Genomic DNA, 15,369 nt, shown 5'->3' with positions numbered 1-15,369 from the left:
AAGGAGTGAACAAGTGGCTGAGCCACATCTGAATCGTAAGGTGCTGGACGACTTGCAGGAAGTCATGGAAGACGAGTACCCGGTGTTGCTGGATACTTTTCTCGACGACGCCGAAGATCGATTGCGCCTGTTGCGCCAGCCGAAGGATGCCGTGCACCTGATGGAAACTGCCCACAGTTTCAAAGGCAGCAGCAGCAACATGGGCGCGCAACGGCTCGCAGAGTTGTGCAACGAGCTGGAGCAGCGCGCCAAGGTCGCCAGTCCTGCTGATCTGACACAACTGGTCAGTGAAATCGGCATCGAGTTCGCCATCGTTCGTCCGCTATACGAAGCCGAACGTTCCCAGGCTGTCGCTCGGCGCAATTAGTCCGGTTGGCCAACCTGGCTCGACCCTTGCAGTAATCTCCGTCACTTGTATCAACGATCCCAGTGCGGCGGAGACTGTTCATGCCCGTTACCCCAAATTTGCTGCTTCAGGCCGCCGCGAAGGCCAAGGCTCAACCGTCGGCCGCCAATCCCTTGGCGTCGCCTGCCGAGCCGGCAAACAAGGCTTCCAGCTTCGCCCAGGTGTATGCCAGGCAAGACTACGCCAAGCCTGCAAGTGCCTTTGATGGTGCAGCCCGCTCACTGCGCGACAAGACCCCAGACGTTGCGGCAAAGAACAATGACAAGCCTGCCGCCGGGAAACCTGCGGTTGCCGATAGCGGCAAATCCTTGCCCGCCGACAAGCCGGCGCAGGCGGATGACAAGGTGGCGAGTGACGACGCTACCGATACTGCAATCGCCGACGCTACGGTTGATCCGGCAGTGCCGCCGGTGGTTGAGCCCCAGCCTCAGACCCCGGTCCCGGTCCCGGTCCCGGTCCCGGTCGCTAACGCTGAGCCGGTGGCGGACGCAGCTGTGGCCGCCGCCATCGCGGCGTCCACCGTACCTGCGGACCCCGCTTTCGACCCCGAGGCGGATCCGCTGGATGCGTTGCCGGCCGTGCGCATGGCCATGGAACAGAGCGGGCATGTGTCCGCCTCCAGTCAGGCGCAGGCCAAAACTTCCCCGGCCCAGGCTCAGGCCGACGGCGAGCCAACTTCGGCGCAGAACTTTGCCTCGGGTCTGGCCAACATGCTCGACGTGCAGGCCAACAAGGACAGTACCAGCCAGGGCGGAGAGAAGGCTTTCAGCGGCCTGATCGATGATGGCCTGAAAGATTTGAAAGCTTCGAGCAGCGACACCCGCGTCGAAGATTTCGCCAACCGCCTGGCTGCGCTGACCCAGGCTGCCACGCCGAAAACCGCCAATGCGATCTCGGTGAACCAGCCGATTGCCATGCACCAGAGCGGCTGGACCGAGGAAGTGGTCAACCGCGTCATGTACCTGTCCAGCGCCAACCTCAAAGCCGCCGATATCCAGCTGCAACCGGCTGAGCTGGGCCGGCTGGACATCCGGGTCAACATGGTGCCCGACCAGCAGACCCAGGTGACGTTCATGAGCGCGCACCCCGGCGTTCGCGAAGCGCTGGACGGCCAGATGCATCGGCTGCGCGAGATGTTCGTGCAGCAGGGCATGGGGCAGGTGGACGTCAATGTGTCTGATCAGTCCCGTGGGCAGGATCAGCAGCAGGCGCAACAGAGTCAGGCAGGGCGCACCGGCAGTGGAGGTCGCCTTGATTCCACGGACGAAAGCCTTTCGCCGGCAGTGACCGAAGTGGCCGCAGCCACCAGCGTGATCGGCTCCAGCGCCGTCGACTATTACGCCTGATATCCGGCGATGCTCCCTTAAAAGATCGCAGCCTTCGGCAGCTCCTACAGGGTGATGGCGTACACCCTGTAGGAGCTGCCGAAGGCTGCGATCTTTTGATCTTCCATCCCCACTGAATTTTCCCTACATGGCATAACACTTGCTCTTGCCTACCCGTGCAACTGTGAAACCCCGAATAGTGACGGATTATTGGCATGGCGAAGAGCGACGCAGCAGTAAAAGACCCCGCAACCAAAGGCAAACTCAAGCTGATCATCCTGGTCGTGGTAGCGCTGCTGCTGGCGATCGGTGTGTCCGTGGGGGCGACGTGGTTCTTCATGCACAGTGCCGAGAGCAAGCCCGCCGCCGTTGAAGAAACCGCCGTGAGCGGCAAGCAGGCGGCGATCTTCGAGCCGTTGCTGCCGGCGTTCGTGTCCAACTACAACCAGAACGGCCGCCAGCGCTATATGCAGGTGAGCATCACCATGATGGGCCGCAACCAGGCTGACCTGGAAGCGCTCAAGGTGCACATGCCAGTCATCCGCAACAACCTGGTGATGCTGTTCTCCGGGCAGGACTTCGCCACCCTGGCCTCGCCGGTCGGCCAGGAAATGTTGCGTCAGAAGGCCACCGCCAGCGTCCAGGAAGTGGCGCAGAAAGAACTCGGCAAGGTCGCCATCGAACAGTTGCTCTTCACTAATTTCGTACTGCAGTAGGAACACGACATGGCCGTGCAGGACCTGCTGTCCCAGGATGAGATCGATGCGCTGTTGCATGGCGTCGACGATGGTCTGGTACAGACCGACAACGCTGCCGAACCCGGCGCCGTCAAAAGCTACGACCTGACCAGCCAGGATCGCATCGTCCGCGGACGCATGCCGACCCTGGAGATGATCAACGAGCGTTTCGCCCGCTACACCCGCATTAGCATGTTCAACCTGCTGCGCCGCTCGGCAGACGTGGCGGTGGGTGGCGTGCAGGTGATGAAGTTCGGCGAATACGTGCACTCGCTGTACGTGCCGACCAGCCTCAATCTGGTCAAGATCAAACCGTTGCGCGGCACCGCGTTGTTCATCCTCGACGCCAAGCTGGTGTTCAAGCTGGTGGACAACTTCTTTGGTGGCGACGGCCGTCACGCCAAGATCGAAGGCCGTGAATTCACCCCGACCGAACTGCGCGTGGTGCGCATGGTGCTGGAGCAGGCCTTCATCGATTTGAAGGAAGCCTGGCAGGCGATCATGGAAGTCAACTTCGAGTACATCAACTCGGAAGTGAACCCGGCCATGGCCAACATCGTCGGGCCGAGCGAGGCGATCGTGGTGTCGACTTTCCACATCGAACTCGATGGCGGTGGCGGCGACCTGCACATCACCATGCCGTACTCGATGATCGAGCCGGTGCGCGAAATGCTTGATGCCGGCTTCCAGTCCGACCTCGACGACCAGGACGAGCGCTGGGTCAATGCCCTGCGCCAGGACGTGATGGACGTCGACGTGCCGATCGGTGCCACCGTGGCCCGCCGCCAATTGCGCCTGCGCGACATCCTGCACATGCAGCCGGGGGACATCATCCCGGTGGACATGCCGGAAACAATGATCATGCGCGCCAATGGCGTGCCTGCGTTCAAGGTCAAGATGGGCTCGCACAAAGGCAACCTCGCGTTGCAGGTGATCGAGCCAATCGAGCGCCGGTGATCGGCGTCTCTATCCGTTTTTAACTGACGGCGTCCATTCGAAATGGGCGCTCGCCGAGGACACATGATGGCTAACGATATGAATTCCCAGGACGACCAGGCACTGGCTGATGAATGGGCTGCGGCCCTGGAAGAATCCGGTGATGCCTCGCAGGACGACATCGACGCGCTGCTTGCCGCTGATGCCGCTTCTTCACCGTCCAACCGCCTGCAAATGGAAGAGTTTGGCGCCTCGCCGAAAAACAACGAACAGGTCACGCTGGACGGTCCGAACCTGGACGTGATCCTCGATATTCCGGTGTCGATTTCCATGGAAGTGGGCAGCACCGACATCAACATTCGCAACCTGCTGCAGCTTAACCAGGGCTCGGTGATCGAGCTCGATCGCCTGGCCGGTGAGCCGCTGGACGTGCTGGTCAACGGCACGCTCATCGCCCACGGCGAAGTGGTGGTGGTCAACGAGAAGTTCGGCATCCGCCTGACCGACGTGATCAGCCCAAGTGAACGCATCAAGAAGCTGCGCTGAGTGAACAGGCTCCTGGGGTTTGTGCTGGCCCTGCCGTTCAGCGCGCTGGCGGCCGAGCCGCTGGCCACGGCCGCTGCGGCACCGGTGGCCAGTAGCGGAGTGGCCGGGCAATTGACGCAGCTGGTGTTCGGTTTGCTGCTGGTGCTGGGGCTGATTTTCTTCCTCGCCTGGCTGTTGCGCCGTGTGCAGCAGGCAGGTCCCGCAGGCAAGGGCCAGGTGATTGAGCTGATCGGCTCCCGCGCACTCGGTCCGCGTGACCGCCTGATGCTGGTGCAGGTCGGTAACGAGCAGATCCTGCTCGGCCTGAGCCCCGGCTCGATCACCGCCTTGCACGTGATGAAAGAGCCAGTGCAGGTGCCCAGTACTGCTGAAAAAGCCACCCCGGAATTCGCCCTGCGCCTGATGGAGCTGATGGGCAAGGACCAGAAGGATAAGAAGTAATGGGTGCGCTACGCATCGTCTTGACGCTGGCCCTGATGCTGGCTGCGCCACTCGCGCTTGCTGCCGATCCGCTATCGATCCCGGCCATCACCCTCGGCACCAACGCCGACGGCGCCCAGGAATATTCGGTCAGCCTGCAGATTCTGCTGATCATGACCGCGCTGAGTTTCATCCCGGCGTTTGTCATGCTGATGACCAGCTTTACCCGGATCATTATCGTGTTTTCGATCCTGCGCCAGGCCCTCGGCCTGCAACAGACGCCGTCGAACCAGATCCTCACGGGCATGGCATTGTTCCTCACCCTGTTCATCATGGCGCCGGTGTTCGACCGGGTTAACCAGGATGCCTTGCAGCCGTACCTGGCGGAAAAACTGACTGCCCAGGATGCCGTGGCCAAGGCCCAGGTGCCGATCAAGGACTTCATGCTGGCACAGACCCGCAGCAGCGATCTGGAACTGTTCATGCGCCTGTCCAAGCGCACCGACATCGCCACACCGGATCAGGCGCCGCTGACGATCCTGGTGCCGGCGTTCGTCACCTCCGAACTCAAGACCGCGTTCCAGATCGGCTTCATGATCTTCATTCCATTCCTGATCATCGACCTGGTGGTGGCCAGTGTGCTGATGGCGATGGGTATGATGATGCTCTCGCCGCTGATCATTTCCCTGCCGTTCAAGATCATGCTGTTCGTGCTGGTGGATGGCTGGGCGTTGATCATCGGCACCCTGGCCAGCAGCTTCGGCGGTGTGTCGCCATGACGCCGGAAGTAGCGGTAGACATCTTCCGCGAGGCGCTGTGGCTGACCACCCTGATGGTTGCCGTGCTGGTGATTCCGAGTCTGCTGGTGGGCTTGCTGGTAGCGATGTTCCAGGCCGCGACCCAGATCAATGAACAGACCCTGAGTTTCCTGCCGCGCCTGCTGGTGATGCTGGTGACGCTGATTGTTGCCGGGCCCTGGCTGGTGCAGACCTTCATGGAATACATCCTGCAGCTGTACGGCAGTATTCCCCAGGTCATCGGCTAAACCATGCAGTCGCTGCTGCAACTGACCGATACCCAGATCAGCACGTGGGTGGCGACGTTCATGTTGCCGCTGTTTCGCGTGGGCGCGTTGCTGATGGTCATGCCGATCATCGGCACGACCCTGGTGCCCAAGCGCGTGCGCCTGTACTTCACGCTGGCCATCACCGTGGTGATTGTCCCCGGCCTGCCGCCAATGCCTGCGGTCAACGCGCTGGACCTGAGTGGCCTGCTGCTGATTGCCGAACAAATTCTAATTGGGGCAATACTCGGTTTTGCCCTGCAGCTGTTTTTCCAGGCCTTCGTGATTGCCGGGCAGATCGTCTCGATTCAGATGGGCATGGGCTTCGCCTCGATGGTCGACCCCACCAACGGCGTTTCGGTGGCGGTGATCGGGCAGTTCTTCACCATGCTGGTCACGCTGCTGTTCCTGTCGATGAACGGCCATCTCGTGGTCTTCGAGATTCTCACGGAAAGCTTCACCACCTTGCCGGTGGGCAGTGGCCTGATGGTCACGCATTTCTGGGAGCTGGCCGGCAAGCTCGGCTGGGTCCTGGGCGCAGCGCTGTTGCTGGTGCTGCCGGCGATCACCGCGCTGCTGGTGGTCAACATCGCCTTTGGCGTGATGACCCGGGCGGCGCCGCAATTGAACATCTTCTCCATCGGTTTTCCGCTGACCCTGGTGCTCGGGCTGTTCATCGTCTGGGTCGGGCTGGCGGACATCATCAACCAGTACCAACCGCTGGCCACCGAGGCCTTGCAGTGGTTACGCGAACTGGCACGGGCGCGCTGAGTCATGGCAGAGAGCGAAAGCGGTCAGGACAAAACAGAAGACCCCACCGAGAAAAAGAAAAAGGACGCCCGGGAGAAGGGCGAGATCGCCCGTTCCAAAGAGCTCAACACCCTGGCGATCATGCTCGCCGGCGCCAGCGCGCTGCTGATTTTCGGCGGGGCTTTGGCCCAGGAACTGATGGACTTGATGCGCATGAACTTCTCGCTGTCGCGTGAAGTGATCCTCGACCAGCGCTCCATGGGCAGCTTCCTCCTGCATTCAGGCCTGATCGCCTTGCTGGCGATTCAGCCGGTGATGATCACCTTGCTCCTGGCGGCGCTGATTGGCCCGATTTCCCTGGGCGGCTGGCTGTTCTCCGCCGGCACCATGGCCCCCAAGTTCAGCCGCATGAACCCCGGCGCCGGACTCAAGCGCATGTTCTCGTCGAAAGCCGTGGTTGAGCTGCTCAAGGCCCTGGCCAAGTTCTTCATCATCCTGTTCGTGGCCTTGGCCGTACTGTCCTCGGACATCGACGACTTGTTGCGCATTGCCCACGAACCGCTGGACATGGCGATCATCCATAGCCTGCAAGTGGTGGGCTGGAGCACCTTGTGGATGGCCTGCGGCCTGATCATCATCGCCGCAGTGGATGTGCCGGTACAGCTGTGGGAAAGCGCCAAGAAGCTGAAAATGACCAAGCAGGAAGTCCGCGACGAGCACAAGGAGCAGGAAGGGCGCCCGGAGGTCAAACAACGCATCCGCCAGCTGCAACGGGACATGTCCCAGCGGCGGATGATGGCAGCGATCCCTGATGCCGACGTAGTCATCACCAACCCGACTCACTATGCCGTGGCGCTCAAGTACGACCCGGACAAAGGCGGGGCGCCGATGCTGGTGGGCAAGGGCAGCGATTTCCTGGCGCTGAAGATGCGTGAGATTGCCGTGGCGAACAATGTGCTGCTGCTGGAATCGCCGGCGTTGGCGCGGTCGATTTATTACTCCACAGAGTTGGATCAGGAAATCCCGGGTGGGCTGTACTTGGCAGTGGCCCAGGTACTGGCCTACGTGTACCAGATTCGCCAGTACAAGGCGGGCAAGGGCAAGCGGCCGGATCCGCTGAAGGATGACCTGCCGATTCCGCCGGATTTGCGCCGGGATTCCTGATTATCTGAGGGCTCAGCGATGAGGTCAGTCAAAATCACGCATGCCCTTCAGCACGCCGCATTGTTTCCCTTTTAAGACCGCTGATCGTTGTTTATTTCCATTTGCGTATCGCAGTTATCTTCTTTACGCCAAGACTTTCCAAGTGTTCTCGGACGGGTTTTAGGGACCAGTAGTCAGGTATGAAATGCCCTGAGTTGTTTTCTATTGTAAGTTTTGTCCCGCCTTCAAACTTGCTCAGCTGGCCGGCGCTAATAAGCTCCGGGTTTCCGGTCATGTCACTTAAATATTGATGGCCGGTAGTTGAAACGAAGAGCTCTTTTTTTGCGGTGAAGATGAAGTTTAGATGTTTGGGTCTTCGACCAAGTATTTCTGATCTTGTACGAGGGAGCTTGCTCAGCTCGCTGGGTGATGGGATAGAAGCCAAGTCCTTCGCAGAAGAAAGCTTCGTAATTGGGAAGTGATGACCAGGCTCTAATGGGTAGTAAGGGTGCGTTACCATACGATCTTCGGAAGTAGATAGCTCGTTGGTGACGTATAGTTTTGGGCTGGCTGCTCGTTTCGTTAATAGCTTTGTATTACTACGCCATTTGTTAAACATGCGTCGGACTATGGCGTCGAGCAAATGACCAGAGCTGTCCGTGTTGTTTGCTGGATCGCCCTGGCAATATGCATACGAATTCAGCCCGCCTTTGCCGAATGGACTCCAGCTATCTGGACTATTGAAACGCATCAAGAAAGGATTAAATGCGCGATACCCATTGCCCAGCAAATAGTGGCCAGATACTTGATCTCGACGTTCGCCGTTGAAACTCAGCAGTCCAGGTAAATTTCTTTCAGGGGGGCAGTGGCCGTAGGGTGAGTAGGCGAGAGTTTCCCGCGTCTGATGGTCCTCGAGTCTGGTCAATACCGAACGTCGAGAATCGCTGGCCAGCAATCCAGTAGTGATCGCGCCGCAATCACCCTTCTTCTGTTGTGCCAGCAGTCGGTCGCCGTGCTGAACAATCGAATGTCTGGCCGTCCCTTCGATTTCAGTCGTCAGTCGGTTTTTACAGTAAAAGCGCAGGCGATCTTGGGTTTCTGCTCGAGTCTGGCTGATCAGTCGATCAAGAGGGTCGTAGCCATAACGGCAGAGCTGGGTAGTCGGCAGTGATTGCATCAGGCGCTCTAGGGTCGCTGTGTTGGGAGCGAGTATCGGGTGTTATTGGGCGGGGGGGTACTAGCAGAACTGCTAGTCATTTCCCAGCGACCCCGCCCTTGCGTAGGAGCTGACGAGTGGAACGAGGCTGCGATCTTTTGATCTTGTTTGTGAAAACGCCAGATCAAAAGATCGCAGCCTCGTTCCACTCGACAGCTCCTACACAGCTCCAACGCATCTCGTCATGGCAAAAAACTATCTATTTAGGGCTCTCGCTAAACAGAGGCAGATAGGATCAACGGACGATCATTAGCAGCCAAGGAGGGCGTGGCTATGAAGCTTGTAACGAAAACTCAATTTCTCTTGGGACTACTCCTGTGCCTGGCATGGCCTGCCTATGGCCATCTCGACGGTGCCTACTCGCACGATCCGGACGATCCGTTCACCGAAAGATCCCAGTGGATGAAAAACATCCGTGACGATGTCCAACTTAGCGAAATGGCGCTACCCGGAACCCATGACTCGGCCACTTTTCAGGTTACCTGGTTACCGATTTACAAGGACATCGTCGAGACTCAAACCCTCGGTTTTGACAAGCAGCTGGAATACGGGATTCGCGTCTTTGACCTGCGGATTCGGCGCACCGGCGATGCTTTGGCATTGCACCACGGCGCAGCCTATCTGGAAAAAATGTTGGGTTCGGCGCTGGAGGCGATTCAGCGCTTCCTTCGAGACAATCCCAGCGAAACAGTGTTGATTAGAGTCAGTGATGAGCACGTGGCAGACTTGAACGTGAGTCAGAGTCTCGAGTATGTCTTCGACCAGTACATGCAGCTGTATTCAGGCGTTTATCTGAAAACACAAAATCCCAAGCTCACGCTGGGCGAGGCCCGTGGAAAGTTTGTGGTGTTGTCAGCGGACTCCAGGCTCAACAAATTTGGCTTGAGTTACAGGGATGGGAGTATTTTCGATATTCAGGACGAGTACACCATGAGCTCGAACTGGGCACTGCATGACAAGTACATCAAAATCAAACAACAATTGCACCATGCTGCAGCGGGCAGCCGGGATACGTTCTATGTGAACTATCTGTCGGCCAGTCATCGTTCGTTTCCTTATTTCGTTGCCAGTGGTCATGTGTCCTCCGGAACAGGTGCAGCCAGATTGTGGACAGGCCTGCTTGATTTTGGACATGCCGACCTCTATCCGAAGTTTCCCAGGACTGCCTGTATAGGGCCAATGTGTTCTATCTCCTTTGAGGGCACGAACATCCTGACGCGGGACGATTTAAAGGCGTTGAATGATCAATCCACGCAGATAAGAACCGTGGGTATCGTCATGGCAGATTTCCCCGGTGATTCGCTGATTGACAGCATCATTCGCAACAACTATCGGCGCGGGCATGATCTGGGTCGCTAGTCTCGTAGCTCACCCCAGCGTAGGAGCTGACGAGTGAAACGAGGCTGCGATCTTTTGATCTGGGCTTTCAAATAGAAAAATCAAAAGATCGCAGCCTCGTTTCACTCGACAGCTCCTACAGGATCAAGGTGCGACGTGCGACGCGAATCCCCGACTCCATACCTCAGCAAAAGTTGGAAGGCTTCTTGCAGTAGCCCCTCTGCGCCTGCATCTGGCGTCAAAAGTTTGCTTTACAGGAACGGGGAAAACCGGTGGATCGCTCTCAGTTACTCAACAGTGCTCGCACAAACGTTGCCGATTTAAGTCGAGGCAATCTGGGCGTGCCGTTGTTGCTGCTGGTCATGTTGGCGATGATGATGTTGCCGATACCGCCGTTCCTGCTGGACGTGTTTTTCACGTTCAACATTGCGTTGTCGATCGTCGTGCTGCTGGTCTGCGTCTACGCCTTGCGCCCGCTGGATTTTGCGGTGTTCCCGACCATTCTGCTGGTGGCGACGCTGCTGCGGCTGGCGTTGAACGTGGCCTCGACCCGGGTGGTGATGCTGCACGGTCAGGACGGCCACGCGGCGGCGGGCAAGGTGATCCAGGCGTTCGGTGAGGTGGTGATCGGCGGCAACTACGTGGTCGGTATCGTGGTGTTCGCCATTTTGATGATCATCAACTTCGTCGTGGTGACCAAGGGCGCCGGGCGGATTTCCGAGGTGAGTGCGCGTTTTACCCTCGATGCGATGCCCGGCAAACAGATGGCCATCGACGCCGACCTCAACGCCGGTCTGATCGACCAGAACCAGGCCAAGGCCCGCCGTACGGAAGTGGCCCAGGAAGCCGAGTTCTACGGTTCCATGGACGGTGCCAGCAAGTTTGTTCGCGGGGATGCCATCGCCGGCCTGCTGATTCTGTTCATCAACCTGATCGGTGGCATGGCCGTCGGTATTTTCCAGCACGGCATGACCTTCGGCGACGCCGGCAAGGTCTACGCGTTGTTGACCATCGGTGACGGTTTGGTGGCGCAATTGCCATCACTGCTGTTGTCCACTGCCGCCGCGATCATGGTGACCCGTGCTTCCGGTTCCGAAGACATGGGCAAGCAGATCAATCGCCAGATGTTCGCCTCGCCCAAAGCCCTGGCCGTGGCCGCTGGCTTGATGGCGGTGATGGGCCTGGTGCCCGGCATGCCGCACTTCTCGTTCCTGAGCATGGCGGCCCTGGCAGCTGGCGGTGCCTACCTGTTCTGGAAGAAGCAGAACGGCGTCAAGGTACAGGCCCTGGAAGAGGTCAAGCGTCAGCAGGAAATGCTGCCATCGCCGGCTCGCGCCCAGGAAACCAAGGAGCTGGGCTGGGATGACGTGACCCCGATCGACATGATCGGCCTGGAAGTCGGCTACCGGCTGATCCCGCTGGTGGATCGCAACCAGGGTGGGCAGTTGCTGGCGCGGATCAAGGGTGTGCGCAAGAAACTGTCCCAGGACCTGGGTTTCCTGATGCCGACTGTGCACATTCGTGACAACCTCGACCTGGCGCCGAGTGCTTATCGCCTGACGCTGATGGGGGTGATCCTCGCCGAAGCGGAGATTTACCCGGACCGCGAGCTGGCGATCAACCCCGGCCAGGTCTACGGCACGCTCAACGGCATCACCGCCAAAGATCCGGCTTTCGGCCTGGAGGCAGTCTGGATCGAAGTCAGCCAGCGTGCCCAGGCGCAATCACTCGGATACACTGTGGTCGATGCCAGTACAGTAGTGGCCACTCACTTGAACCAGATTCTGTACAAGCACTCCAGCGAGCTGATCGGGCACGAAGAAGTGCAGCAACTCATGCAATTGCTGGCCAAAAGCTCGCCGAAACTGGCAGAAGAGCTGGTGCCGGGGGTGGTTTCGCTGTCGCAGTTGCTCAAGGTGTTGCAGGCCTTGCTCGCCGAACAAGTGCCGGTGCGCGACATCCGCAGCATCGCCGAGGCCATCGCGAACAACGCGGCCAAGAGTCAAGATACCGCCGCGCTGGTGGCTGCCGTACGAGTCGGCGTGTCCCGCGCAATCGTCCAAAGCATTGTAGGCACTGACTCCGAGCTGCCAGTTATCACGCTGGAACCAAGGTTGGAACAGATATTGCTCAATAGTCTGCAGAAGGCAGGACAAGGCTCGGAAGAGGGCGTTCTGCTGGAGCCAAGCATGGCGGAGAAGCTGCAGCGCTCGTTGATCGATGCGGCGCAGCGTCAGGAAATGCAAGGTCAACCGGTGATACTGCTGGTAGCCGGCCCCGTTCGCGCAATGCTTTCGCGCTTCGGTCGGCTGGCAGTCCCGGGTTTGCACGTGTTGGCGTATCAGGAAATTCCTGACAACAAGCAAGTGACCATCGTTGCGACAGTAGGGCCCAACGGCTGAGGTAGTGGTTTATGCAAGTTAAGCGTTTTTTCGCCGCCGATATGCGTCAGGCCATGAAACTGGTCCGTGACGAGCTGGGCGCCGATGCCGCGATTATCGGCAATCGCCGAATCGCCGGCGGCGTGGAACTGACGGCCGCCCTCGATTACAAGCTGTCGGCGCTGGCGCCGCGTGTTCCGAATATTGAACTCGAAGATGAACTGCGCAAGACCCAGTCGCGGATCGTCACCGCCCAGGCCGAACTGAGCCTGCGCAGCGAAGGCGAGAGCGACAAGGCGACCAATCGCCAGCTGTTTGCCGGCTTGCCACTGACCGCCGCCGAACCGCTGGTCGAACCAACCTACACCGAGCCTGCACGTCCGGCTCCAGCGCCTGTTGCCACCGGCGGCGTCGACCCACGGGCTTTCGACTCGATGCGTTTCGAGCTCAACAGCCTGCGTGAATTGATGGAAGTGCAGTTGGGCTCACTCGCCTGGAATCAGCTGCAAGGCAGCCGTCCGGCCCAGGCCAACCTGTGGCGTCGCCTGCAGCGCATCGGTCTGTCCGGCCCATTGTCGCGCGACCTGCTGGCGATGATTTCCGACATTGAAGAACCCCGTCAGGCCTGGCGCATGTTGCTGGCGCACCTGGCGCGGATGATTGCCACACCGGAAATCGAACCATTGGAAGAGGGCGGCGTGATTGCCATGGTCGGCCCGGCCGGCATGGGCAAGACCACCACCCTGGCCAAGCTGGCGGCGCGCTACGTACTCAAGTACGGCGCGCAGAACATCGCGCTGGTGAGCATGGACAGCTTCCGCATTGGTGCCCAGGAACAGCTCAAGACCCTCGGTCGCATCCTCAATGTCCCGGTGACTCACGTCGATCCAGGGCAATCGCTGGTGCAGGCACTGGACCCGTTGTTGCGCAAGCGCGTGGTGTTGATCGATACCGCCGGCCTGCAGGCCAGCGATCCGGCACTGCGCATGCAACTGGAAAGCCTGGCCGGGCGTGGCATCAAGTCGAAAAATTACCTGGTGCTGGCAACCACCAGCCAGAAACAGGTGCTAACCGCCGCTTATCACAGTTACAAGCGCTGCGGGCTCGCCGGCTGCATCCTGACTAAACTGGATGAAACGGCAAGTCTGGGCGAGGTGTTGAGCCTGGCCATCAGTCATGAACTACCGGTGGCCTACCTGACCGATGGGCCGCGGATCCCGGATGATTTGCATCTGCCGCGGCGTCATCAGTTGGTCAGCCGCGCAGTCAGCGTGCAAATGCAGGAAGAACCCAGCGAAGAAGCCATGGCTGACATGTTCGCTGATATTTACCACAGTCCCACCAAGCAGGTTGGCTGAGGTATTAATGAATCGTTTTTGTACCTACATCGATGGTCTGCCATGCATTGTTCAGTTGATGAACGCGCAGCCAGTAATGTGGCCTCCGTCTATGCAAGACAAGGTAAAGAAATAACATGGGCAGCATGCATCCCGTACAGGTGATCGCGGTGACCGGCGGCAAAGGTGGCGTCGGCAAAACTAACGTGTCAGTGAACTTGTCGCTGGCTTTGGCAGAGCTCGGCCGGCGCGTCATGCTTCTGGACGCCGACCTTGGGCTGGCGAACGTCGACGTCCTCCTGGGGCTGACACCCAAACGTACCCTGGCCGACGTGATCGAAGGCCGCTGCGAGCTGCGCGACGTTCTGTTGCAAGGCCCCGGCGGGATTCGCATCGTGCCGGCCGCGTCCGGCACCCAGAGCATGGTGCACCTGACCCCGGCGCAACACGCCGGGCTGATCCAGGCATTCAGCGACATCGGCGACAACCTCGATGTGCTGGTGATCGACACCGCAGCGGGCATCGGCGACTCGGTCGTCAGTTTCGTGCGGGCGGCCCAGGAAGTGCTGCTGGTGGTCTGCGACGAGCCGACCTCGATCACCGACGCCTACGCGCTGATCAAGTTGCTCAACCGCGACTACGGCATGAACCGCTTCCGCGTCCTGGCCAACATGGCCCAGAGCCCGCAGGAAGGGCGCAACCTGTTCGCCAAGTTGACCAAGGTCACGGACCGCTTCCTCGACGTCGCCCTACAATACGTCGGCGCGGTACCGTATGACGAAAGCGTGCGCAAGGCCGTGCAGAAACAGCGTGCGGTGTATGAAGCGTTTCCACGCTCCAAGTGTTCGCTGGCGTTCAAGGCGATTGCGCAGAAGGTCGATACCTGGCCGCTGCCGGCGAACCCGCGCGGGCACCTGGAATTTTTCGTCGAGCGTCTCGTGCAACAGACGGCAGGACCTGTGCTATGACCGCCAGTGGCTATAACCTCTACAAGAAGTCAGCCCGCGATTCTCAGGGCGAGTTGATCGAGCGTTACGCGCCACTGGTAAAACGCATTGCCTACCACTTGCTGGCGCGTTTGCCGGCGAGTGTCCAGGTCGAAGACCTGATCCAGGCCGGGATGATCGGCCTGCTTGAAGTATCGACCAAGTATGACGCCAGCAAAGGCGCGAGTTTCGAGACGTACGCGGGCATTCGAATCCGCGGCGCGATGCTCGATGAAGTGCGCAAGGGGGACTGGGCGCCACGTTCGGTCCACCGCAATACCCGGATGGTCAGCGACGCAATTCGCTCAATTGAAGCTAAAACCGGTCGCGACGCTAAAGATCACGAAGTTGCGGCCGAACTCCAATTGAGCCTTGACGATTATTACGGGATTTTGAACGACACCCTGGGCAGCCGCCTCTTCAGTTTCGACGACCTTCTACAGGACGGCGAACACGAAGGGCTGCACGAGGATGGCGCGAGTGCCCATACGGAGCCATCGCGCGACCTGGAAGATGAACGCTTCCAGGCTGCGTTGGCCGACGCGATTGCCAATTTGCCGGAGCGTGAGCGACTGGTGTTGGCGCTGTACTACGACGAAGAGCTGAACCTCAAGGAAATCGGTGAGGTCCTGGGGGTCAGCGAATCGCGGGTCAGCCAGTTACACAGCCAGTGCGCGGCCCGTTTGCGGGGGCGTTTGGGGGAGTGGCGAGCGCGCTGAAGGCAGTGTGGGGACACTGCAAACGGGCTGGCGGGTTTCACACGCGCCGGTCGCGATCTGTTGTGC

General features: G+C 59.5%; 16 protein-coding genes. 15 read left to right on the top strand and 1 reads right to left on the bottom strand.

Annotation, left to right across the window (positions count from 1 at the left end):
• The first annotated feature begins 13 nt into the window (after positions 1-13).
• The 10 genes from ACYZTK_RS07835 (at position 14) to flhB (ending at position 7,347) form a co-directional block, all read left to right on the top strand.
• The gene (locus ACYZTK_RS07835) at positions 14-367 is read left to right on the top strand and encodes an Hpt domain-containing protein (protein ID WP_462013905.1); all 354 of its coding nucleotides are present in this window, start codon (positions 14-16) and stop codon (positions 365-367) included.
• Positions 368-447: 80 nt separating this feature from the next.
• On the top strand, positions 448-1,752 hold the full coding sequence (locus ACYZTK_RS07830) for a flagellar hook-length control protein FliK (protein ID WP_462013904.1): 1,305 nt from the start codon (positions 448-450) through the stop codon (positions 1,750-1,752).
• A gap of 194 nt (positions 1,753-1,946) precedes the next feature.
• Positions 1,947-2,447, top strand: coding sequence for a flagellar basal body-associated protein FliL (gene fliL / locus ACYZTK_RS07825; protein WP_266014720.1), 501 nt, complete (start codon positions 1,947-1,949; stop codon positions 2,445-2,447).
• Positions 2,448-2,456: 9 nt separating this feature from the next.
• Positions 2,457-3,425 carry a flagellar motor switch protein FliM gene (gene fliM / locus ACYZTK_RS07820; protein ID WP_247294234.1) on the top strand — a complete coding sequence of 323 codons (969 nt, stop codon included), beginning with the start codon at positions 2,457-2,459 and terminating at the stop codon, positions 3,423-3,425.
• Between the two features lie 66 nt (positions 3,426-3,491).
• Positions 3,492-3,950 (top strand): flagellar motor switch protein FliN, encoded by a 459-nt coding sequence (gene fliN / locus ACYZTK_RS07815; RefSeq protein WP_462013903.1) that lies wholly within the window; start codon positions 3,492-3,494, stop codon positions 3,948-3,950.
• Positions 3,951-4,391, top strand: a complete 441-nt coding sequence (gene fliO, locus ACYZTK_RS07810; protein WP_462013902.1) for a flagellar biosynthetic protein FliO — start codon at positions 3,951-3,953, stop codon at positions 4,389-4,391.
• The gene (gene fliP, locus ACYZTK_RS07805; RefSeq protein ID WP_462013901.1) at positions 4,391-5,149 is read left to right on the top strand and encodes a flagellar type III secretion system pore protein FliP; all 759 of its coding nucleotides are present in this window, start codon (positions 4,391-4,393) and stop codon (positions 5,147-5,149) included. Before fliO ends, fliP begins: the two co-directional genes overlap by 1 nt.
• Positions 5,146-5,415, top strand: coding sequence for a flagellar biosynthesis protein FliQ (gene fliQ, locus ACYZTK_RS07800; protein ID WP_046816911.1), 270 nt, complete (start codon positions 5,146-5,148; stop codon positions 5,413-5,415). The genes fliP and fliQ overlap by 4 nt, the downstream gene beginning before the upstream one ends.
• Before the next feature lie 3 nt (positions 5,416-5,418).
• Entirely contained in the window at positions 5,419-6,204 is a 786-nt protein-coding gene (fliR, locus tag ACYZTK_RS07795; RefSeq protein ID WP_462013900.1) for a flagellar biosynthetic protein FliR, read from the top strand.
• A 3-nt stretch (positions 6,205-6,207) separates the two neighbouring features.
• Entirely contained in the window at positions 6,208-7,347 is a 1,140-nt protein-coding gene (flhB, locus tag ACYZTK_RS07790) for a flagellar biosynthesis protein FlhB (RefSeq protein WP_462013899.1), read from the top strand.
• A 91-nt stretch (positions 7,348-7,438) separates the two neighbouring features.
• Here the strand turns inward: flhB and ACYZTK_RS07785 are convergent, their stop codons facing one another.
• The gene (locus ACYZTK_RS07785) at positions 7,439-8,503 is read right to left on the bottom strand and encodes an RHS repeat-associated core domain-containing protein (RefSeq protein WP_462013898.1); all 1,065 of its coding nucleotides are present in this window, start codon (positions 8,501-8,503) and stop codon (positions 7,439-7,441) included.
• Between the two features lie 312 nt (positions 8,504-8,815).
• Between ACYZTK_RS07785 and ACYZTK_RS07780 the strand changes: the two genes are divergently transcribed.
• The 5 genes from ACYZTK_RS07780 to fliA all read left to right on the top strand — a co-directional run bounded on the left by ACYZTK_RS07780 (position 8,816) and on the right by fliA (position 15,303).
• The gene (locus ACYZTK_RS07780; RefSeq protein ID WP_462013897.1) at positions 8,816-9,901 is read left to right on the top strand and encodes a phosphatidylinositol-specific phospholipase C; all 1,086 of its coding nucleotides are present in this window, start codon (positions 8,816-8,818) and stop codon (positions 9,899-9,901) included.
• A gap of 251 nt (positions 9,902-10,152) precedes the next feature.
• The gene (gene flhA / locus ACYZTK_RS07775) at positions 10,153-12,282 is read left to right on the top strand and encodes a flagellar biosynthesis protein FlhA (protein WP_462013896.1); all 2,130 of its coding nucleotides are present in this window, start codon (positions 10,153-10,155) and stop codon (positions 12,280-12,282) included.
• Between the two features lie 11 nt (positions 12,283-12,293).
• Complete coding sequence (gene flhF, locus ACYZTK_RS07770) at positions 12,294-13,619, top strand: flagellar biosynthesis protein FlhF (protein ID WP_462013895.1); 1,326 nt, start codon at positions 12,294-12,296, stop codon at positions 13,617-13,619.
• 116 nt (positions 13,620-13,735) lie between these two features.
• Positions 13,736-14,566, top strand: coding sequence for a flagellar synthesis regulator FleN (fleN, locus tag ACYZTK_RS07765; protein WP_045058906.1), 831 nt, complete (start codon positions 13,736-13,738; stop codon positions 14,564-14,566).
• The gene (gene fliA / locus ACYZTK_RS07760; RefSeq protein ID WP_462013894.1) at positions 14,563-15,303 is read left to right on the top strand and encodes an RNA polymerase sigma factor FliA; all 741 of its coding nucleotides are present in this window, start codon (positions 14,563-14,565) and stop codon (positions 15,301-15,303) included. Before fleN ends, fliA begins: the two co-directional genes overlap by 4 nt.
• The last annotated feature ends 66 nt before the right edge of the window (positions 15,304-15,369 follow it).

The organism is Pseudomonas sp. LB3P31 (assembly GCF_054897945.1).
Note: the sequence above shows the minus strand (reverse complement) of the source record. Positions and strands in the feature narration are given on the sequence as shown.